This window comes from Pectobacterium atrosepticum (assembly GCA_019056595.1).
In the GTDB taxonomy this organism is placed as follows: domain Bacteria; phylum Pseudomonadota; class Gammaproteobacteria; order Enterobacterales; family Enterobacteriaceae; genus Pectobacterium; species Pectobacterium atrosepticum.
The window spans coordinates 1,017,845-1,039,162 of sequence record CP036163.1 but is presented as its reverse complement, the minus strand read 5'-3'; the positions used below and the strand labels follow the sequence as shown (position 1 = coordinate 1,039,162).

At 45.7% G+C, this 21,318-nt stretch carries 19 protein-coding genes; 16 read left to right on the top strand and 3 right to left on the bottom strand.

The features are described 5' to 3' along the window. Positions 1-291 precede the first annotated feature (291 nt). Positions 292-1,704, bottom strand: coding sequence for a diguanylate cyclase (locus DCX48_05370; protein QXE13991.1), 1,413 nt, complete (start codon positions 1,702-1,704; stop codon positions 292-294). A 209-nt stretch (positions 1,705-1,913) separates the two neighbouring features. Here DCX48_05370 and dsrB point away from each other — a divergent pair, with 209 nt between their 5' ends. Beyond that, on the top strand, positions 1,914-2,117 hold the full coding sequence (gene dsrB / locus DCX48_05365) for a protein DsrB (GenBank protein ID QXE13990.1): 204 nt from the start codon (positions 1,914-1,916) through the stop codon (positions 2,115-2,117). 68 nt (positions 2,118-2,185) lie between these two features. Here the strand turns inward: dsrB and DCX48_05360 are convergent, their stop codons facing one another. Beyond that, on the bottom strand, positions 2,186-3,907 hold the full coding sequence (locus tag DCX48_05360; GenBank protein QXE13989.1) for a HAMP domain-containing protein: 1,722 nt from the start codon (positions 3,905-3,907) through the stop codon (positions 2,186-2,188). 310 nt (positions 3,908-4,217) lie between these two features. On the opposite strand from DCX48_05360, the gene DCX48_05355 reads away from it, so the two are divergent. The 15 genes from DCX48_05355 (at position 4,218) to DCX48_05285 (ending at position 20,803) form a co-directional block, all read left to right on the top strand. After that, positions 4,218-5,156, top strand: a complete 939-nt coding sequence (locus DCX48_05355; protein QXE13988.1) for a DMT family transporter — start codon at positions 4,218-4,220, stop codon at positions 5,154-5,156. Between the two features lie 829 nt (positions 5,157-5,985). Beyond that, on the top strand, positions 5,986-6,336 hold the full coding sequence (flhD, locus tag DCX48_05350; protein QXE13987.1) for a flagellar transcriptional regulator FlhD: 351 nt from the start codon (positions 5,986-5,988) through the stop codon (positions 6,334-6,336). A gap of 3 nt (positions 6,337-6,339) precedes the next feature. Next, positions 6,340-6,918 carry a flagellar transcriptional regulator FlhC gene (flhC, locus tag DCX48_05345; GenBank protein QXE13986.1) on the top strand — a complete coding sequence of 193 codons (579 nt, stop codon included), beginning with the start codon at positions 6,340-6,342 and terminating at the stop codon, positions 6,916-6,918. Between the two features lie 134 nt (positions 6,919-7,052). Next, entirely contained in the window at positions 7,053-7,940 is an 888-nt protein-coding gene (gene motA, locus DCX48_05340; protein ID QXE13985.1) for a flagellar motor stator protein MotA, read from the top strand. Beyond that, on the top strand, positions 7,937-8,992 hold the full coding sequence (gene motB / locus DCX48_05335) for a motility protein MotB (protein QXE13984.1): 1,056 nt from the start codon (positions 7,937-7,939) through the stop codon (positions 8,990-8,992). The genes motA and motB overlap by 4 nt, the downstream gene beginning before the upstream one ends. A 33-nt stretch (positions 8,993-9,025) precedes the next feature. Further along, entirely contained in the window at positions 9,026-11,020 is a 1,995-nt protein-coding gene (gene cheA / locus DCX48_05330) for a chemotaxis protein CheA (GenBank protein QXE17156.1), read from the top strand. A 31-nt stretch (positions 11,021-11,051) separates the two neighbouring features. Continuing rightward, complete coding sequence (gene cheW, locus DCX48_05325; protein QXE13983.1) at positions 11,052-11,549, top strand: chemotaxis protein CheW; 498 nt, start codon at positions 11,052-11,054, stop codon at positions 11,547-11,549. A gap of 135 nt (positions 11,550-11,684) precedes the next feature. Then, the gene (locus DCX48_05320) at positions 11,685-13,370 is read left to right on the top strand and encodes a HAMP domain-containing protein (GenBank protein QXE13982.1); all 1,686 of its coding nucleotides are present in this window, start codon (positions 11,685-11,687) and stop codon (positions 13,368-13,370) included. Between the two features lie 536 nt (positions 13,371-13,906). Beyond that, positions 13,907-14,779, top strand: a complete 873-nt coding sequence (cheR, locus tag DCX48_05315; protein ID QXE13981.1) for a protein-glutamate O-methyltransferase CheR — start codon at positions 13,907-13,909, stop codon at positions 14,777-14,779. After that, the gene (locus DCX48_05310) at positions 14,779-15,831 is read left to right on the top strand and encodes a chemotaxis response regulator protein-glutamate methylesterase (protein ID QXE13980.1); all 1,053 of its coding nucleotides are present in this window, start codon (positions 14,779-14,781) and stop codon (positions 15,829-15,831) included. The genes cheR and DCX48_05310 overlap by 1 nt, the downstream gene beginning before the upstream one ends. 38 nt (positions 15,832-15,869) lie before the next feature. Further along, positions 15,870-16,259 carry a chemotaxis protein CheY gene (gene cheY / locus DCX48_05305; GenBank protein QXE13979.1) on the top strand — a complete coding sequence of 130 codons (390 nt, stop codon included), beginning with the start codon at positions 15,870-15,872 and terminating at the stop codon, positions 16,257-16,259. Positions 16,260-16,268: 9 nt separating this feature from the next. Beyond that, positions 16,269-16,913, top strand: a complete 645-nt coding sequence (cheZ, locus tag DCX48_05300; protein QXE13978.1) for a protein phosphatase CheZ — start codon at positions 16,269-16,271, stop codon at positions 16,911-16,913. A gap of 245 nt (positions 16,914-17,158) precedes the next feature. Then, the gene (gene flhB, locus DCX48_05295) at positions 17,159-18,310 is read left to right on the top strand and encodes a flagellar type III secretion system protein FlhB (GenBank protein ID QXE13977.1); all 1,152 of its coding nucleotides are present in this window, start codon (positions 17,159-17,161) and stop codon (positions 18,308-18,310) included. Beyond that, the gene (gene flhA / locus DCX48_05290; GenBank protein ID QXE13976.1) at positions 18,303-20,387 is read left to right on the top strand and encodes a flagellar biosynthesis protein FlhA; all 2,085 of its coding nucleotides are present in this window, start codon (positions 18,303-18,305) and stop codon (positions 20,385-20,387) included. The genes flhB and flhA overlap by 8 nt, the downstream gene beginning before the upstream one ends. Then, positions 20,384-20,803 (top strand): flagellar protein FlhE, encoded by a 420-nt coding sequence (locus DCX48_05285; GenBank protein ID QXE13975.1) that lies wholly within the window; start codon positions 20,384-20,386, stop codon positions 20,801-20,803. Before flhA ends, DCX48_05285 begins: the two co-directional genes overlap by 4 nt. A 73-nt stretch (positions 20,804-20,876) precedes the next feature. On the opposite strand, the gene DCX48_05280 is transcribed toward DCX48_05285, so the two are convergent. Continuing rightward, a complete protein-coding gene (locus tag DCX48_05280; protein QXE13974.1) occupies positions 20,877-21,314 on the bottom strand; it encodes a flagellar biosynthesis protein FlgN in 438 nt (145 codons plus the stop codon). Between the last annotated feature and the right edge of the window lie 4 nt (positions 21,315-21,318).

The window sequence follows — 21,318 nt, the reverse complement described above, 5'->3', positions numbered from 1 at the left end:
AAAATAGCTCTTTTCTAATTCACCTATTTTTATCATGTTGTATTTTGCCGAGCATTCACTTTTACCTCCTCTAGCTCACACTCTCAAAACAAATTATCTCTATGTCCTTGCTGGCGTAAGAAAATCGCTCTCGCTAGCGGGTTGAGATATCTGTGTGAGAAAAGTGAATTTGTCCAATGAGGGGAATTTATCCGTTTAGTTATGGACATGATGCAAACCTGCGATGATGAATAGGGCACTATTCTTTTTTCGATGTGGGTTGAAATGCAGGTTTGCAATAAGAGGGAATAGCTATTCCGGCGCGTATTCGATCCGGTTTCTGCCGTTGGCCTTGGCCTGATAGAGTGCATCGTCCGCAGCCTTTATCAGGCACTCATAATCTGGATGGCCACTATACACGGCGATGCCTGCGCTGATGGTCATCTTGACGCTTTCGCCGTTTTGAAGATGGATAAAGTGATTCTCGATTTTCTTTCTCAGCCGTTCGATGATGGTGTGAGCGGCAACTTTGGGTGTCTCAATGAGTACGATCAGGAATTCTTCCCCGCCATAACGGAACACATAGTCGCTGTTTCGCGTGCTCTCATACAGAATTTCTGCAATCCTTTTCAGGATGTTGTCGCCAGCGGCATGACCATAGGTGTCATTGACGGATTTAAAGTGGTCAATATCAATCATAGCGATGCTGAGCGGCGTATTTGAATGCATTGTCAGCGATATTTCGTGTCGAAGAATCGTTGGCAGGAAGCGGCGGTTTAGCAGAAGGGTCAATGTATCTTTGCCACTCTCCAGTTTTTGAACTTCGTCAAATAGCGATCCCAACAGCATATTTATTTTATAGATTTTACTTCTGACCGCTTTAAGTAGCGGTGCGTAATCCTGCTGCGTCAGTAGTGCTGTGTGACTATAGTTGCGGATGTACTCATCGGTTTCAGTCATGATTGTCGCGATGGTACGTATTCCCTGAATGTTACTGAAGCTGGATTTCCCCTTATGGTTAAACCACAGGCCAAAATCCGAATCGCTTAAATCCTGGATGCTGGAAAGTGGCGTACCGGTAGCAACGCTAAAAATAAAGGCATTTTCCCAATTTAGCAGCGATGCATTTTGCCGTTCTCTCTCCATACTGGCATTTTCCAGAATAGAAAATAGCCGATAGGATTCTTCATTTTTGGCTGCCAGATCGTGCGATTGCGAATACGTTTTACTCATTATCTCTATGGCGATATCCATGGAAATCGAAGCGAAACGCATGGCATCAAAGCATAGTGCTTTATCATCTGCCACCTGTGCGATGTGTTCATAAAGGTGCCATTTGAGACGTCGAGCGCCGCGTTCAACCAGATCGACGGGAATACCAATACGCGCATGAATCTGACCAATTTTCTTTTGATGGTTAATCAGGTCTGCCAGACTGTCGCCGGTATTCGTTAAAATGTCTGCTATCCATTTGCTCATAGAGCCATGGAGTCGATCATGGACCTGCTGACTGGAAAGAAAAAGCGAAGCTTCTTGATCTTTGAGCATGTAGATGTAGAACTCGTCAGCAAAATCGGATGCTTTTTGAACGGCGAGGGTACGCAGTAGATTAAAAGATTGTTGTGAGGTTGTGGCTATCAATTGCGTCCATTCGGATGTTATAACTTGATTGTAGCCCGACTCACCGTTATCTCTCTGTTCATTAACGTTCAGTAGTTCGTTCAACTTTTAATCTCTTTTGCGGGTATGTCGGATGTACTAGGATAGAAACGATCAATTTTTGCCTGAATAATCGATATTTAATGATAGAGAGGGTCAACATGGCGTTGTTAAAAATAAATAAAATTAATCATTTCATACAGGTACTTTTATTGCCGTAGCGGTAAATGATAATGCTGTTTTTTTGATGTTAGAAGCTATTTTGAGATAAATTTATGAAAGTTAATGATTTGGTTACTGTTAAAACCGATGGGAAGACGCGTAGAGAAGGGACGATTCTGGCTGTGGAAACGTTTCAGGAAGGAATAATGTATTTAGTCGCATTAGAAGATTACCCGGCTGGCATCTGGTTTTTCAATGAAGTTGATAGTAAGGATGGCACGTTTGTTGAGTTGAAAACGCTATCGGAAAAAGAGTGAAGAGGAACACATCAATATGCGAGCATTGTCCGAGTGAATAATGCTCGCAGTGATGTTGGTATCCAGTATTAGAACGTTTCCCAGTTACCGTTTTCCGTATTGGCCTGACGGGGAAGGGCGAGTGATGAACGGCCCTTGGCAGCCAGCGCGTTCGGTCGGGCAGGTGCTGAATGACCACTTGATAAATGGCTGGATAATTTAAATGTCGCAACTGCACGGGTAAGCAATGCCGCTTGCTCTTCCAGCGATGCCGCAGCGGCACTGGCTTCCTGAACGAGCGAAGCATTCTGCTGTGTCACGCTGTCCATTTCAGATATTGCCTGACCGACCTGAGTAATGCCTCGGCTTTGTTCGTCAGAAGCAGAGGCTATTTCACCCATGATGTCAGTGACGTTAGTGACGGCATCGACAATCTCTCGCATTGTTTGACCAGCGTTATCAACCAGAACAGAGCCACTGTTGACCAGGTTGACTGATTCGGAAATCAGCGTTTCGATCTCTTTTGCAGCCTGCGCACTACGCTGTGCGAGACTGCGAACCTCGCTCGCGACAACGGCAAAACCGCGACCTTGTTCTCCCGCTCTGGCTGCTTCAACTGCGGCATTGAGCGCGAGAATATTAGTTTGGAAAGCAATACTGTTAATGACGCTGGTAATCTCAGATATTTTCTTTGAGCTACCCGAAATGCTGTTCATCGTATTGACAACGTTTGCAACGATTTCTCCACCCTGTTTGGCTTTTCCTGAAGCATTCGCCGCGAGTTGGCTTGCGTGGTGCGCATTTTCTGAGTTTTGCTTCACGGTTGCGGTTAATTGCTCCATGCTTGCCGCTGTTTGTTCAAGCGCTGCGGCTTGCTGTTCGGTTCGTGAAGAAAGGTCTGTGTTACCGGATGAGATTTCCGTTGAACCTTGATAAATAGAATCCGCGCTTTCCCGAACGGTAGTAACGGTAGTAACCAGAGAAGATTGCATTTGCTGAACATTGCTGGCGAGTGTACCAATTTCATTCTTGCCATAACGATCCGACATTTGAGTCAGATCTCCTTGCGCAATGCGCTGAATTCTCATAACCAACTGATTAATTGGTTTGATGAGGGTCCCTCTCAGAAGGAAGAATGTCAGAAGCGTTAAAATGGTGGCCAGAGCAAAGCTGCCTCCCATTAACGAATATCCGAGTAACGCATTTTTATGCGCCGTTTCGTTTAATTCTTTCGCTCTTTGCGTGCGGTAAGAGACTGCCTCTAGCAAAAATTTGTTATAGGCTAAATCTAAAATACGGGTTTCTTCAGATTCGAGGGTAATGACCTCTTCAAACAGTCCTTGCTTAGCTGCAGTAAGCATCAGCATAAGACCTTGATTAACATAAGCATCATAGGATTTGCGTAAATCGCCGTCCAACGCCATATCCTGAGGTGTTTTAACTGGACGTTCTTCATAGACAAGGAAAGCTTTTTTTGATTGATCCAGACGTTGCTCAGCTTGCTTCAGGTTGTCATTGAAGACCTGAGAGTCGCCAATACGTGCAGCTGCTGCTGCCTGTATTAACAATAAACGTGCGGTGCGAAGGTGGTTGGAACTGTTTGAAATCCCCATCCGGGTATCGATTTCTTGTGTGACGTCATCTAATGACTGATTACTGCTCTGTAAAAAGTAGCTGGATGTGCCTATAGATGCTGCAAATAACAGCATGATACCACCCAGAATAATGATGAATAAGGGAACTAGCCGTAAATTGCTCAGCATGCCAACCTCGGCGTGCTGCTCAGACCTTGAAGTTATTTTCATATCCATTCGCTCATTCTCAGGAAATTATGATTTACCATGCCACTAGCGGCGGCATTGGCGTTTAGGTTTTAGTGTCTACATTAATGACAATCTATTAGCTAAACAACCAATGTAAAAGATAATCGGCATATATTGAGAAACCTTAACCAAATTCGATGCGATCCCGATCACGTTTTTAACTCTTTAAAAAGAAAATAAAATTACGTGATGCGAAATCATACAGATTGATAATAAAAAATAAAGGGTCTGGCACTCGAACTTTATTTGTCGGGGATTCAACGCTATTATGTCGGCTCTATCTTCGGAGGGATTTTTCTTGGAAAAGTGCACGCATTTTTTTTCTGATAAAAAAGTTGTTTTTTTTATCGCCACATTATGCTGTCTACTGTGGGGGAGTGCTTATCCGGCCATTAAAAATGGCTATGAGCTGTTTCACATTGCGGATGATGATATTCCTGGAAAACTCGTCTTCGCGGGTTATCGATTCGCGTTTGCCGGACTGCTGCTGCTGGCGCTAGCCGTGTTAAGCGGGCGGTCTATCGGGCGTTTCCAGCGTGGGCAGTTAGCCCAACTGACAATATTGGGAACATTTCAGACATCATTGCAGTATGTTTTTTTCTATATCGGTTTGGCTTATACCACCGGTGTTAAAGGTTCGATCATGAATGCAACCAGTACGTTTTTCAGCGTCCTTCTTGCTCATTATTTATACCAAAATGATAAATTAAATATCAATAAGATAATTGGTTGTATATTAGGTTTCGCTGGTGTGATGGCAGTTAATATAAACAGTAATGGAATGAATATTGGTTTTACACTATTAGGTGATGGGTTCGTCGTTATTGCCTCATTTATTTTGTCTGCATCGACTATATATGGTAAGCGGATATCACAAACGATGGACCCAACCGTCATGACCGGTTATCAACTCGCTATTGGTGGGATCATTTTAACAATATCGGGGTATTGTACAGGTGGGTCACTCATCATACCTGATTGGAGGGCTGTATTGATGCTAGGCTATCTTATTTTGCTGTCTTCAGCCGCTTTTTCATTATGGAGTCAATTGCTGAAATATAATCGAGTCGGTATGGTTGCTCCATTCAATTTTCTCATCCCGGTGTCTGGCACACTGCTGTCAGCGCTGTTTCTTAATGAGAGTATCTTGGAGTGGAAATATTTCTTTGCACTCATTCTGGTATGCTCAGGCATTTGGCTGGTTAACCGGGTCGTGAAGACACGATCGGGAAAATGACTCTATAGACAATCCACCCTCCAGTGCTGCAGACGCATCCTGTAGCGTGACACTGAGGTCGTTGAAGCCATACGTTTGTTTCGTATGGCTTCGTACTGCTAGCGACTACAATTCATTATCATGGGCAGGTTATCTATTTTAATATCAATAAGTTAATTGTTTTTCTGCTCTTTCGCTGCTATGCCTATATACTTTGTTATTGTTGCAACTGCGGGTTGGCAAGAGATAGATAAATTTTGCTTCAGAATATGCAATTAAGAGTTTTTTGGGTAAAAAGTGTAAGTTTTTTGTGAAAGGTATAAACTTACATAACGGTATGTGTTTGGGGTGTTGCAGATTTTTTGTATATCTATCATTTATATAGCAACCAAATTGTTTCTTTTTGATTATTTTGAATGCTCTTTTTTGTAACGCTTTGTACGCATTTCTGACGTAAAAATAAGCATAAAAGTGATCTGACCAGACAGGGCTAGGTTCATAACGCTTTCATTTATGTGATCCGTGTCACATAATGACCAAAATCATTCTTCAGTCGCGTTGTATGTGCTATGGATTAGGCGGTACAGTTGCGCTGTTTTAGGATTAATCCTATGCTTTAGCTGGAGAGGGTCTTCAGGGTAGGACTAGAAAGCAACGGATGGACGGATTCTCAGCGTGATGCGTAAAGTTGGCAAGTAACGATTGCCCGAATAATAAATGATAAAGTAGTAGCTCGCAGTATCTGGCACCGATAGTTTTTTATGCCATCAATGGAGAGTGATTTTCGAACTGGGCGATATGGTCTATCACCTAACTTATGTTTTAAACATAGCCTGTCGGGATGGGAAATATGGGTACCTCTGAATTACTCAAACACATTTATGACATTAATCTGTCTTATTTGTTACTGGCGCAACGCTTAATAAATGATGAAAAAGCTTCTGCGATGTTTCGTCTGGGAATCAATGACGAGATGGCAAATATCTTGATGCAACTGACTTTACCGCAGATGGTTAAATTGGCAGAAACTAACCAACTGATATGCCATTTCCGCTTTAACGATCACAATACAATCAAAGTGTTGACCCAGGAATCACGTGTGGATGATTTACAGCAAATTCATACGGGGATTTTGTTGTCGAGCAGCTTATTACAACAGTTAGCTTCGAAAGAAGAAAACCTGCCTAAGAAAAGGGCATAAGTAATGGCGGAGAAAAGTATTGTTCAGGAAGCGAAAGACATCCAATTGGCGATGGAGCTCATTTCGCTCGGTGCTCGTTTACAGATGCTGGAAAGTGAAACTCAGTTAAGTCGCGGACGTTTGATTAAACTGTACAAAGAACTTAGAGGAAGTCCGCCGCCAAAAGGAATGTTACCTTTTTCAACGGATTGGTTTATGACCTGGGAACAGAATATTCATTCATCAATGTTCTACAACGCCTACAGCTTTTTGATCAAAAATGGGCAGTGCAGCGGCGTTGAAGCAGTTATTAAATCTTATCGACTTTACTTGGAACAGTGTCCGCCGCAGAGCGATTCTCCACTGTTAGCATTGACACGGGCTTGGACACTAGTCCGGTTTGTTGACAGCGGTATGCTGCAACTATCGTCATGTAATTGCTGTAAAGGGATGTTCATTACCCACGCTCATCAACCTAAAAACAGTTTTGTTTGTAGTTTATGCCAACCCCCTTCCCGAGCGGTAAAAAGGCGTAAACTTTCGCAAAATCTTGCCGATATAATACCTCAACTGCTGGATGAACAGGTAAAACACGCAGTCTGAGCCTGTAGCGATTTGTGAATCTATCACTGTTGGTTGTGACGGCGGTGATAGATTTCTTCCTCAAGAACGTCCTGGCTACGGCTCCGCAGTTTTATCTCGCTTCCCGCCCACCTTTTTTATTATAAGGATTTCTTGTGCTGGTTATATTGGGTTATATCGTAATTGTGGCCTCGATACTCGGCGGTTATCTCATGGTCGGTGGGGCCTTGGGGGCGCTTTATCAACCTTCGGAGCTGCTTATTATCGGCGGTGCAGCGATAGGCGCTTTCATCGTTGGGAACAACGGAAAGGCGATAAAAGCAACAATACGTGCGTTACCTCTTTTGATCAAAAGCTCCAAGTACAATAAAGCGTTGTATATGGACCTCATGGCCTTGCTCTTTCGTGTGATGGCCAAATCCCGCCAGCAAGGCATGCTTTCCTTGGAGTTTGATATTGATAATCCTCGTGAAAGTGAAATTTTCTCAAGCTATCCGAATATCCTTTCCGACAACAATATTGTTGAGTTTATCACCGATTATTTGCGTTTGATGGTCAGCGGTAACATGAATGCATTTGAGATTGAAACGCTGATGGATGAAGAGATCGAAACGGTTGAACACGAGAGTGAAGTGCCTGCGTCCAGTTTGACGATGATGGGGGACGGTCTCCCTGCGTTTGGTATCGTCGCCGCAGTTATGGGCGTTGTTCACTCATTGGCCTATGTTGACCGGCCTGCCGCTGAGTTGGGGATGATGATCGCCCACGCTATGGTGGGAACCTTCCTTGGTATTCTACTGGCTTACGGTTTTGTCTCTCCACTGGCAGCGCTGTTGCGTCAGAAAAATGCAGAAAAAATCAAAGTATTGCAGTGCATTAAAGTCACTTTACTGTCGAGCCTTAATGGCTATGCTCCGCAAATTGCCGTTGAATTTGGACGTAAAACGCTCTACTCAACGGAGCGTCCTTCCTTTACCGAATTAGAAGAGCACATTCGTCGAGTGAAATCACCGACTCAGCAAGCGTCGGACAGTAACGCATGAAACATCAGCATCCCATTATTCGCAAAAAGCGTAAGTCTGGACATGGGGGCCACCATGGTGGCTCCTGGAAGATTGCCTACGCTGACTTTATGACAGCAATGATGGCATTGTTTCTGGTAATGTGGCTTATCGCAATTTCTACGCCAATGCAACTGGCGCAAATCGCAGAGTATTTTCGTACTCCGCTAAAGGTTGCGTTAACTTCAGGCTCTAAATCAAGCGACAGTTCTAGCCCAATACCCGGTGGGGGGAATGATCCCACTCAGCAAGATGGTGAAGTGAGAAAGGCCATCAAAACGGATAACGTGGAAAAGAAGTTGGATGAGGTTCGACTCAATAGACTGCGTGAACGCTTGGATCAGTTAATTGAGGCTGATCCTCGATTACGTGCACTCCGCCCACATCTGTTAATTGAAATGATTGAGGAAGGATTACGCATCCAAATCATTGATAGTCAAAACCGTCCAATGTTTAAAACTGGGAGCGCACAGGTTGAGCCTTATATGCGAGATATCCTGCGTGCGATAGCCCCTATTATGAATGATTTCCCTAATAAGCTGAGTATATCAGGTCATACTGATGATGTTCAGTATACGACAGGGGAACGTGGTTATAGTAACTGGGAATTGTCCGCAGATCGTGCCAATGCATCACGCCGAGAGCTTATTTGGGGTGGTTTGTCTGATGGAAAAGTTTTGCGCGTTGTTGGTATGGCTGCGACAATGAGCCTCAAACAGGCGGCAAGTGGAAATGATGCGATTAACCGACGCATCAGTTTGTTGGTATTGAGCAGACAAGCGCAAAAAGACATTGAAGAAGAAAATGCAGAAAGCTCTGCTGTAAATATAGACAAGGCGGAAAATTTACAAAATATAGGGTTGGATAAGCCTAAACCTACCACTCCGGCTGCCGAAAATAGTGATAACAACAATACGAGTGGAAGTGGTGGATCATCGCCACAACCAACTAATGGAGTTCCTGCTCCAGAGCGCCAACAGCCAACGACTGCGTTGCCTGCTGCGCCCGATAGCCAGGCGACGCCTTCTCAATAAGCCGCGATTCACAGCAGAGGTGACCACGTGAGCATGGACATGAGTGCTTTCTATCAAACATTCTTTGATGAAGCAGATGAATTACTGGCAGATATGGAACAACACTTATTATTGTTGGATCCATCGGAGCCCGATACCGAGCAATTGAATGCGATTTTCCGTGCGGCTCACTCCATAAAAGGAGGCGCTGGCACATTCGGCTTTAAAGCATTGCAGGAAACTACGCACCTTTTAGAAAATTTACTCGATGGGGCAAGACGTGGCGAAATGCGTCTTAGCACTGATATCATCAATCTGTTTCTGGAAACAAAAGACATTATGCAGGATCAGTTGGACGCTTATAAAACCGCACAGGAACCCAATGCTGAAAGCTTTGAGTACATCTGTCAGGCTCTGCGCCAGCTTGCTCTGGAATCTAAAGCTGATGATGACGCAACCCAGCATGACACCACACAGCATTCTGCTAGTCAGGCATCTAACGGTGCAGGTAAAGGTGAAATGCGTATCGCATTAACCGGTCTGAAATCTCAGGAAATACCTCAGATGCTGGAAGAACTCGGCAATCTGGGAACCGTTAAAGATCCTCACCAGACTGACACTAGCGTAGAAGTGACATTGGTCACGTCTGAAAGCGAAGACGATATTAGTGCTGTGCTGTGTTTTGTTCTCGAACCTGAACAAATAAGCTTTAAGCCTGCCGTAGCCAGTCAACCTGTTGTCGCTGAAGTCGTGGAGGCATTGGCCGCGGTTGAAACGCCTGTAGTGCCAGTGGCACCGCCCGCGCCAGTTGCTGCAAAACCGCAATCTGCACCGGAAAATGGAAAAAATAAAGCAAAAACCGGTGATACCAGCATTCGCGTAGCGGTAGAGAAGGTCGATCAGCTTATCAACCTCGTTGGTGAGTTAGTCATTACGCAATCAATGTTGGCACAGCGCTCAAGTGAACTCGATCCTGTGGCGCATGGTGACCTACTCAACAGTATGGGCCAGTTGGAACGTAACGCTCGCGATCTGCAAGAGTCCGTTATGTCCATCCGTATGATGCCGATGGAATATGTATTCAGCCGCTTCCCTCGTTTGGTTCGTGACTTGGCTGCCAAATTGGATAAGCAGGTCGAGCTAACGCTGATGGGGAGTTCGACTGAATTAGATAAGAGTTTGATCGAACGTATTATTGATCCTCTGACACACTTAGTGCGTAACAGCCTCGATCACGGTATCGAATCTCCAGATAAGCGCGTTGCGGCCGGTAAGGCTGCTGTAGGTAACCTGACGCTTTCTGCGGAACATCAAGGTGGTAACATCTGCATTGAAGTTATCGACGATGGGGCCGGGCTCAACCGCGAGAGAATTCTGGCTAAAGCGTTGTCTCAAGGGTTGGCAGTGAGCGATTCGATGTCTGATGAAGACGTGGGCATGTTGATCTTTGCTCCAGGCTTCTCCACAGCTGAGAAAGTCACGGATGTTTCTGGCCGTGGCGTAGGCATGGACGTAGTGAAGCGGAATATTCAGGAAATGGGTGGTCATGTCGAAATTCACTTCCAGGCTGGAAAAGGCACGACTATCAGAATTCTGTTGCCATTAACGTTAGCCATTCTTGATGGCATGTCCGTTAAAGTTAACAAAGAAGTCTTTATTCTACCGCTTAACGCCGTGATGGAATCTTTGCAGCCGCAGTCGGAAGACCTGTATCCGTTAGCTGGCGGAGAGCGCGTATTGCAGGTTCGTGGTGAATATTTACCTCTCGTTGAATTGTTCCATATCTTTGATGTGGATGGCGCTAAAACGGATGCTACCCAGGGTATTGTCGTTATTCTGCAAAGTGCAGGTAGACGTTATGCCTTGTTGGTCGATCAGTTGATTGGGCAGCATCAGGTCGTCGTCAAAAACCTGGAAAGTAATTATCGCAAGGTACCAGGCGTTTCAGCCGCTACCATTCTTGGTGATGGCAGCGTTGCGCTGATTGTGGATGTTTCAGCGTTACAAGCGCTTAATCGTGAAAAGCGTGTGGTTGAAACTGCTGCTTAATAAAACAGATCGTTAATAAAGGGTGGAAAACATGACTGGACTTGCAAGCGTCACGAAATTAACTGGCGAAACAGTAGGACAGGAATTCCTGATTTTTACGCTGGGTGACGAAGAGTACGGCGTTGATATTTTAAAAGTACAAGAGATTCGTGGTTATGACCAGGTAACACGTATTGCCAATACACCTTCCTTCATTAAAGGTGTCACCAACCTACGCGGTGTCATTGTACCGATTGTTGATTTACGCGTTAAATTCGCCAAGCTGGATGTTGAATACGACGACAACACGGTTGTTATTGTTCTGAACCTTGGCCAGCGCGTAGTCGGCATCGTTGTAGATGGCGTGTCTGATGTGTTGTCACTGACTGCGGACCAAATTCGACCAGCACCTGAGTTTGCTGTAACGCTGTCAACAGAGTACCTGACTGGTTTGGGCTCTCTGGGCGAGAGAATGCTGATTCTGGTTGATATCGAGAAACTGTTGAGCAGCGAAGAAATGGCGCTGGTCGATAGCGTATTGAAGGTCTAATTCATCGACCGTCAGGGGCTACGAAAGTGGCCCCAAAAACCTTCCTTAGTCATATCCTTGTCAGTTCGAAAATTCGTAAAGATATCCAGAATAATGCCGATATTATCGGTGGTTGTTCTACTCAAAAGGCGTTATATGTTTAACCGTATAAAAGTTGTTACCGGTTTGATGCTTGTACTGGTGTTGTTTGGGGCACTCCAGCTTATTTCTGGTGGTTTATTCTTTAGTGCATTAAAAAATGATAAGGATATCTTCAGCTCAACGCAGGTTATTAACCAGAAGCGTTCCGAGTTGGACTCTGCATGGTCATATTTATTACAGACCCGTAATACACTCAACCGCGCGGGTACGCGTTTTGCCCTTGATGTAAGCGGGACGGGGGCGGGAGTTGGTGGTAAAGAGCTTCTCACCTCTGCTGAAAAGCAGCTTGCAGTGGCAAATGATTATTTCATCCGCTATGAGAAAATGCCTCAGGATGCACGGCAGGATGACAGTATTTCTCGTGGCGTAAAAGAAAACTATGTCGCTCTGAATGCGGCACTGACCGAACTCATTCAGTTTTTGAACGCAGGGGAGTTTAAGAAGTTTATTGAGCAACCGACCCAGCGCTTTCAGGATAACTTTGAAAAAGCGTATTACGTCTATAAAGCAGAAAACGATAAACTTTATCAGGCTGGTATAGCTAAAAATGATGCAGCGTATGACTCGGCGCTTTGGATTCTAGGTTCTATCATTACTTTGGTTTTTGCCCTAGCCTTGTTTTCCTGGTTTGGTATTCAACAATTATTAATTAGACCGCTAAATAGTATTGTTGAACATATTCGCCATATTGCGAAAGGCGATCTGACAAAAACGACTGATTTTCACAGTAGTAATGAAATGGGAATTCTGGCTGACAGCATTCGCCATATGCAAAGTGAGTTTGTTTCGACGGTGAGCGCGGTTCGACAAGGTGCTGATGCTATTTATACCGGCGCTACAGAAATTAGTGCAGGGAATAACGATCTTTCCTCACGTACTGAACAACAGGCTGCCTCGCTAGAAGAAACGGCGGCAAGCATGGAACAGCTGACGGCAACAGTTAAACAGAATGCGGAAAATGCTCGTCAGGCCAGCCAGTTGGCACTGAGTGCGTCAGAGACGGCGCAGAAGGGTGGCAAGGTCGTCGATAATGTCGTCAGAACCATGCACAATATTGCTGGAAGTTCCCAAAAAATTGCCGATATTACTAGTGTAATTGATGGTATTGCTTTCCAAACCAACATTCTTGCGCTGAATGCGGCGGTTGAAGCTGCCAGGGCAGGAGAGCAGGGCCGTGGATTCGCGGTTGTTGCAGGGGAAGTTCGTAATTTGGCGCAGCGTAGTGCTCAGGCTGCAAAAGAAATTAAAAGTCTGATTGAAGATTCTGTCAGCCGGGTCGATGAAGGTTCTGTCTTGGTTGAAAGTGCTGGTGAGACGATGGGAGAGATCGTCAGTGCCGTCACTCGTGTAACGGATATTATGGGCGAAATTGCCTCTGCTTCTGATGAGCAAAGTAAAGGTATTGATCAGGTCGGTCAGGCTGTAACTGAGATGGATCGGGTTACGCAACAAAATGCCTCCTTGGTTGAAGAATCTGCGGCTGCCGCCGTTGCATTGGAAGAACAAGTGAAAGTGCTGAATCAGGCCGTCGCTGTATTCCGTTTGTCGGAAGATACGGGGTCGTTCAGAAGAACGACACAGGCAACCGCGGGTCAGAAACCTGTGTTGTTGGCCCCATCGGTGAATGGCGGTAAGAAAGCGAAAGAAGGTTCATCAACTGACAATTGGGAAACCTTCTGATAAAAACCGTGGCATAGGCTCTATAAATAAGCCCAAAATGCAGTAAAGCCGTTACTAAGTACATCCCCAGCCGCTTACATGTAAGTGGCTGGGTGATTGTTTACTCGCCATAATTTAAAAAATGAATATGCGAGTAATTTATCGGTGTGCACTTGGATTATCGTAAGGTGGTGCTCGGTACTTTGCGGTATGGTAATTCATGGTATTGTTCAATCTGTAACTTGTGTTATGGATGTGATGGGGTGAGGTGGCTTTGGTATTAAGGCTAAAAATATTAAGGCCAAAGAGCAAAGCAAGCAGGTAGCACAGCTGTGATGAGAGGGACAACGCCACCCAACAGCATGTGGCTTTGGTAGAACAGGCACCGCTATGCGGTTCGGTTTTCAGAACTTGCGGGGTGTATTACCAATACAGTGTCAGTTTTAATCGCAATGCGATAAATAATTGACGAATGACAATAAAAACCTGCGTTAGCTGTAAAGGAAAGTTCAGATTGAAAAACACCATAGCAAAAAACAAGATTAGAGCGGTTTGATATGAAAAGTACACCATCGCAAAATCGCCCTGAATCTGCTTCTATTCTGACGCAGATGGTTGACCGGTTGCCGTTGTCGGACACACATTTCCGTCGAATCAGCCAATTAATATATCAGCGTGCCGGCATTGTCCTCGCCGATCACAAACGCGAAATGGTTTATAACCGTTTGGTCAGACGTCTCCGTTTATTGGGTATCAATGACTTTGGCCAGTATTTAGCACTACTGGAGTCAGATCCTAACAGTGCGGAATGGCAAGCCTTTGTTAATGCATTAACGACTAACCTGACAGCGTTTTTCCGCGAAGCCCACCATTTTCCCATATTGGCAGAACATGCAAAAAAACGTCCAAATGGCTACACCATCTGGAGTACGGCGGCGTCTACAGGGGAAGAACCTTATTCATTGGCGATGACACTTGCTGAGGTCTTAGGTAACAAAGCGAGTGGATGTCAGGTATGGGCCAGTGACATTGATACCCAAGTGTTAGAAAAGGCAACGGCTGGCATCTATCGCCAAGAAGAATTGCGCTCTCTTTCTCCACAGCAACTACAGCGGTTTTTTTTACGCGGTACTGGGCCACATAGCGGTTTGGTTCGCGTTCGCCCTGAGCTTGCGTCCATGGTGCATTTCCAACAACTAAATCTGCTCGCACCTGATTGGTCCGTCCCCGCACCATTCGATGCTATTTTTTGTCGCAATGTAATGATTTATTTCGATAAAGAAACTCAAGAGCGTATTCTCCGTCGATTCGTCCCGATGCTTAAACCGGGTGGACTGTTATTTGCTGGGCATTCAGAGAATTTCAGCCAGATCAGTCGTGAATTCTATTTGCGCGGGCAAACTGTATATGGACTGGCTAAGGAAAGATAATGAGCAAGATAAGAGTATTATGCGTTGATGATTCTGCCCTAATGCGTCAGATCATGACTGAAATAATTAATAGCCATCCTGATATGGAAGTTGTCGCGACTGCGCCAGACCCATTAGTTGCTCGTGATTTGATTAAAAAATTCAATCCTCAGGTATTAACGCTGGACGTTGAAATGCCGCGCATGGATGGGCTGGATTTTCTTGAAAAGCTTATGCGCCTGCGCCCGATGCCTGTTGTAATGGTGTCATCTTTAACGGGAAAAGGCTCTGAAATTACGCTTCGCGCTCTGGAGCTTGGTGCTATTGATTTTGTCACCAAACCGCAGTTAGGTATCCGCGAGGGGATGCTTGCATACAGCGAACTGATTGCGGAAAAAATTCGCATGGCAGCGAAGGCGCGTCTGCCGCAACGTAGTACAACGGCAGAGCCAACAAAAATTATTCAGCATATGCCATTGCTCAGTAGTGAAAAACTAATCGCGATTGGTGCATCCACAGGGGGAACGGAAGCGATACGGCATGTATTACAACCCCTGCCGCCGACAAGTCCTGCGTTATTGATTACACAGCACATGCCTCCGGGCTTTACGAAATCTTTCGCCGAGCGTTTGAATAAGTTATGCCAGATTACGGTGAAAGAAGCAGAAGATGGGGAACGTGTCCTTCCTGGACATGCCTATATTGCGCCGGGGGCTCGCCATCTTGAGTTGGCGCGCAGTGGGGCAAACTACCAGGTACGTTTAAATGATGGACCACCCGTCAATCGGCATCGTCCATCTGTTGATGTGTTATTCCGTTCGGTTGCCCAATACGCTGGGCGAAATGCCGTAGGGGTAATCCTCACGGGAATGGGGAATGATGGGGCGGCCGGCATGTTGGAACTCCATCAGGCTGGTGCTTATACTCTGGCCCAAAATGAAGCAAGTTGTGTGGTTTTTGGGATGCCACGTGAAGCGATTGCGATGGGTGGCGTCGATGAAGTGGTGGATTTGCACCAGGTGAGCCAGCGAATGTTGGCACAAATCTCTGCCGGACAGGCATTACGTATATAAGCAGCTCTCGGTGAGCAATAAATATTTTAGGAGTAGGTATGGCCGATAAAGAACTCAGATTTCTGGTAGTGGATGATTTTTCGACAATGCGCCGAATTGTCCGTAACCTGCTTAAGGAACTGGGCTTTAATAACGTAGAAGAGGCAGAAGATGGCTCAGATGCGCTGAATAAGCTTCGCTCCGGTGCTTTTGATTTCGTCATTTCTGACTGGAATATGCCCAATATGGATGGATTGGAGCTATTGCAGACTATTCGTGCTGACGGCGCGCTTTCCAAGCTTCCCGTACTGATGGTAACGGCAGAAGCGAAGAAAGAGAACATTATTGCTGCAGCACAAGCAGGTGCTAGCGGCTATGTAGTTAAACCATTTACTGCAGCTACCCTCGAAGAAAAACTAAGTAAGATTTTCGAAAAATTGGGTATGTAAGGGGATCTTATGACGCCACAGATGCCGTCCGTGAACGACACAGCTTCAGCAACCGAGATTATTTCGCGTATCGGCCAATTGACTCGTATGCTGCGCGACAGTTTGAAAGAACTGGGTCTCGATAATGCGATAGCAGAAGCAGCAGAGGCTATTCCTGATGCACGCGATCGTCTTGACTATGTAGTCCAGATGACTGCGCAAGCGGCAGAACGTGCTCTGAACTGCGTAGAGGCTGCGCAACCACGTCAGAACCTGCTAGAAGCTGATGCTAAATCTCTGAAGGTACGTTGGGATGAATGGTTTGAAAATCCAATCGAACTGGCCGATGCCCGCGAATTAGTGACGGATACGCGTAGCTATCTTGAAGATGTACCACAGCATACCTCGTTTACCAACGCTCAGCTGTTGGAAATTATGATGGCGCAGGATTTCCAGGACCTTACCGGTCAGGTAATCAAGCGTATGATGGATGTTGTTCAAGAGATTGAAAAACAACTGCTGATGGTGTTGCTTGACAATATTCCAGAAAAACCAGATGCACCTAAGCGTGTAAATGATGGTCTTCTGAATGGACCTCAGTTGGATAAAGGTGCAGCTGGTATCGTAGCCAATCAGGATCAGGTTGACGACCTTCTGGATAGTCTCGGATTCTAATGAGTCTTGCGTCAGAAAAAGGAGTCATCTTCTTTTTTGAAAAGGCTACGAGCACCAATGCCCCAGCTATTTATGGCCAGTATTTATGGCCATAAATAACCAAGATCGATTTCTCCCTCCCTTTCTTTTTTACTATTCGTTAAAAAAGCGTCGGTTTTTCTCGTTGTTCCAGCCATAAAACTTTCTCGTATTTGTCATGCTAGGCAGCAAATTCCTATCCCGAAAGTCGTAACAGGAACGCCAACGTGGCTGAAGATAGCGATCTAGAAAAAACAGAAGCCCCCACTCCCCAAAAAGAGGAGAAGGCGCGAGAAGAAGGCCAGATCCCGCGATCTAGAGAGCTGACTTCTGTTCTGATGATGGTCGCAGGATTGGCTATTCTGTGGATAGGGGGCGATGTCATGGCTGGCCGTTTGGCCAGAATTGTCTCACAGTCGTTAAATTTTGATTACGCGACGATTGGCGATGATACCCAAATGCTACGCCATGTTGGTTCACTATTGCGCCAGGCTGTGTCGGCGCTGGTACCGATTATGCTCGGGGCCGTATTAGTTGCGCTGTCTGCACCGATGCTACTGGGTGGGATATTATTTAGTACTAAGTCATTAAAAGTTGACTTCAAAAAATTAGATCCTATTTCTGGGCTGAAACGGTTATTTTCTTCCCAAGCATTAGCTGAACTTTTTAAGGCGATATTGAAATCAGTCATAGTTGGGATCATTAGTACCTTATTCTTGATTCACAACTGGCCTAAAATATTGCATCTGGTATCCGAAGCGCCGATTGCGGCGTTAGGTGATGCGTTGGAATTGGCCGTAATGTGTGGCTTTCTCATCATTATTGGCCTTATTCCGATGGTCGCTTTTGATGTGTTTTGGCAAGTCTGGAGTCACATCAAAAAATTACGGATGACGAAGCAGGAAATCCGTGACGAGCATAAACAGAGCGAAGGCGATCCCCATGTTAAAGGACGTATTCGTCAGCAACAAAGGGCAATGGCCCAACGTAGGATGATGGCTGATGTCCCTAAGGCTGATGTTATAGTCACTAACCCGACGCATTATGCAGTAGCATTACGCTATGATGATAAAAAAATGAATGCGCCGAAAGTGTTGGCTAAAGGAGCTGGCGACATCGCTTTACGTATTCGTGAACTGGGGACAGAACACCGCGTTCCTATTTTAGAAGCACCACCGTTGGCGCGAGCACTATTTCGTCATTCAGAGGTCGGGCAGCACATTCCGGCTGCGCTGTATGCTGCTGTTGCAGAAGTCTTAGCCTGGGTTTATCAACTGAAACGCTGGAAGCGTGAAGGTGGCTTAATTCCTAGAAAACCGAAACATCTACCAGTGCCGGATGCACTGGATTTTGCTAAAGAGAATACTACTGATGGCTAATTTGGCCTCTTTGCTTCGTTTACCGAGTAATATGAAAGGTAGTCAATGGCAAATATTAGCCGGACCAATACTGATCCTGCTGATACTTTCCATGATGGTATTGCCGCTGCCGCCATTCATTCTGGATCTGCTATTTACCTTTAACATCGCACTATCAATCATGGTATTGCTGGTTGCGATGTTTACGCAACGGACACTGGAATTTGCCGCATTTCCTACCATTCTACTGTTTTCTACGCTATTGCGTTTGTCACTCAACGTTGCATCTACCCGTATTATTTTGTTGGATGGGCACACAGGGACTGCCGCAGCTGGGAAGGTTGTCGAAGCATTCGGACACTTTCTGGTAGGTGGGAATTTTGCCATTGGTATTGTGGTCTTTATCATTCTTGTCCTAATCAACTTTATGGTTATCACCAAAGGTGCCGGACGTATCGCTGAAGTTGGTGCCCGCTTTGTGTTGGATGGTATGCCAGGTAAACAGATGGCGATCGATGCCGATCTTAATGCTGGGATAATTGGTGAAGAAGAGGCGAAAAAGCGTCGCACCGAGGTAACTCAGGAGTCAGATTTCTATGGCTCAATGGATGGTGCTAGTAAATTCGTGCGTGGTGATGCTGTCGCAGGATTGATTATCATGGTCATCAACATTGTTGGTGGATTGATCGTCGGTGTTGTACAGCACGGAATGCCGGTAGGGCAGGCTGCGGAGAGTTATACGCTGCTTACTATCGGTGATGGCTTGGTTGCTCAGATCCCTGCTCTGATTATTTCTACCGCGGCGGGTGTCATTGTTACTCGCGTGAGTACCGATCAAGATGTTGGCCAACAGATGGTCACCCAGCTATTCAATAATCCGCGGGTTATGGTGCTGAGTGCTGCGGTAATTGGGCTCATTGGGTTGGTTCCTGGAATGCCTAATTTTGTCTTTCTGTTATTCACTGCATCTTTATTGGGGCTTGCTTGGTGGATACGTGGGGAACAGACAAAAGAACCCGCTATGCAACCTATTCCGGCATCAATGGAGAAACATCAGGTTATTGAAGCCAGCTGGTCTGATGTACAGCTTGAAGACCCGCTGGGTATGGAAGTTGGCTATCGATTGATCCCAATGGTTGACGCGCAGCAAGATGGCGAACTACTGGGTAGGATTCGTAGTATCAGGAAGAAGTTTGCTCAGGAAATGGGATACTTACCGCCAGTGGTTCATATCCGGGATAATTTAGAGCTCCAGCCTGCTAGTTATCGCATATTGATGAAAGGTGTTGAGGTGGGTAGCGGTGAAGCTCATCCTGGTCGTTGGATGGCTATCAATCCGGGTAATGCGGTTGGTTCTTTGTCTGGAGATATCACGCAGGATCCTGCGTTTGGGCTGCCAGCAGTCTGGATTGATAATGCATTGAAAGATCAAGCGCAAGCTCAGGGATTCACGGTAGTAGAAGCAAGTACAGTGGTTGCAACACACTTGAACCACCTAATTGCCTTACATGCCAGTGAACTGTTTGGTCGACAAGAAGCTCAGCAATTGATGGAGCGCGTTGCTCAGGAAATGCCAAAACTGACAGAAGATTTCATTCCTGGTGTGGTAACGCTAACTACCTTGCACAAGGTCTTGCAAAATCTGCTTAGCGAGAGAGTTTCGATTAGGGATATGCGCACTATCATGGAGACATTGGCTGAACATGCGCCAGTGCAGCCAGACCCTTATGAACTCACCACGGTGGTTAGGGTTGCTCTGGGACGGGCTATCACTCAGCAGTGGTTTCCGGGAGACAGTGAGCTTCAGGTTATCGGCCTGGAAGGGTCGTTGGAGCGCCTTCTGCTACAGGCGCTTCAAGGCGGTGGTGGCCTCGAGCCAGGGCTTGCCGATCGTCTACTTGAACAGGCGAAACAAGCGCTACAGCGGCAGGAAATGTTGGGTGCTCCGCCGGTTCTGCTTGTGAACCATGCTTTACGTGCTTTACTCGCCCGATTCTTGCATCGTAGCCTACCGAACATGGCCGTACTTTCTAATTTGGAAATCAGCGATCATCGCCAAATTCGCATGACATCGGTTATTGGAGAAGCTCAGAAATGAGGAAGGTGATACGTTCTCTGGTAGCAACAGCGCTAGTATTCCCACTTTGTGCTATTGCGACGCCAGGTAGTTGGAACGGAAGCATGCCGGGAATAAAACTTGATCATCGTGGTGAAATGGTTACGACGTCAGCTTTTATTCCTAATATAGCGGTTAAGCCAGATGAAACGATTACGACAATATATTGGCGGCATGTGATTGATTCAGCGATACCTGTAGGGCTTGTTGTGAAACTGTGTTCACAATCGCCGCAGCGCTGTGTTGACTTAGATGGTAGTGGCGACGGACAAACTCAGGCATTTGATGGGTTAGCGGCAAATAATGAGTTTCGTTTTGTATACTACATTGAAGGAAATGGACGTATTAACCACTCGTTCAGCGTCCGTACGATCGACATTGCGGTGAACTATAAGTGATTTTTGAAATGGTTATCTTTAAATAACGGGCTGTTTTAAATGATGAAAAGTCTCTGCTAAGATGCAGAGACTTTTAGAACGTGATTTTTCTACCGCCAACGGTCACACCTTTCGACTGACCATCAGGACCATATAACCCTTGGCCATGACGAGGCTTCAATATATTGATGGCTTCGTTCGTATACGCAATATGGCGACTAAGCAGAAGGCCATTATGCTTATTCTGATTATTTAGACGTCTGGTTAACTCTTGAACTTGCTGCCAGTATACAGACAACGGTTCAATGCCGTCATAAGGCGCTTGTAGCGTAAGAGCGGATTCGGATTCATGGCGTCGCGTTTCCAAATGCTGCATCGTCGCCAGCAAGGACGTCTTCCTCTCAGTCACCTGTTGCAGAGCAATGTTATTAATATACCCGGCACAAAGCAGCGTTTGCTCTTCAGACAGAACCGCATCAAGCTCACGTAGATTACTTAGCAGTTGATCCAGAATTGATTGCAGATTTTCCATAAAT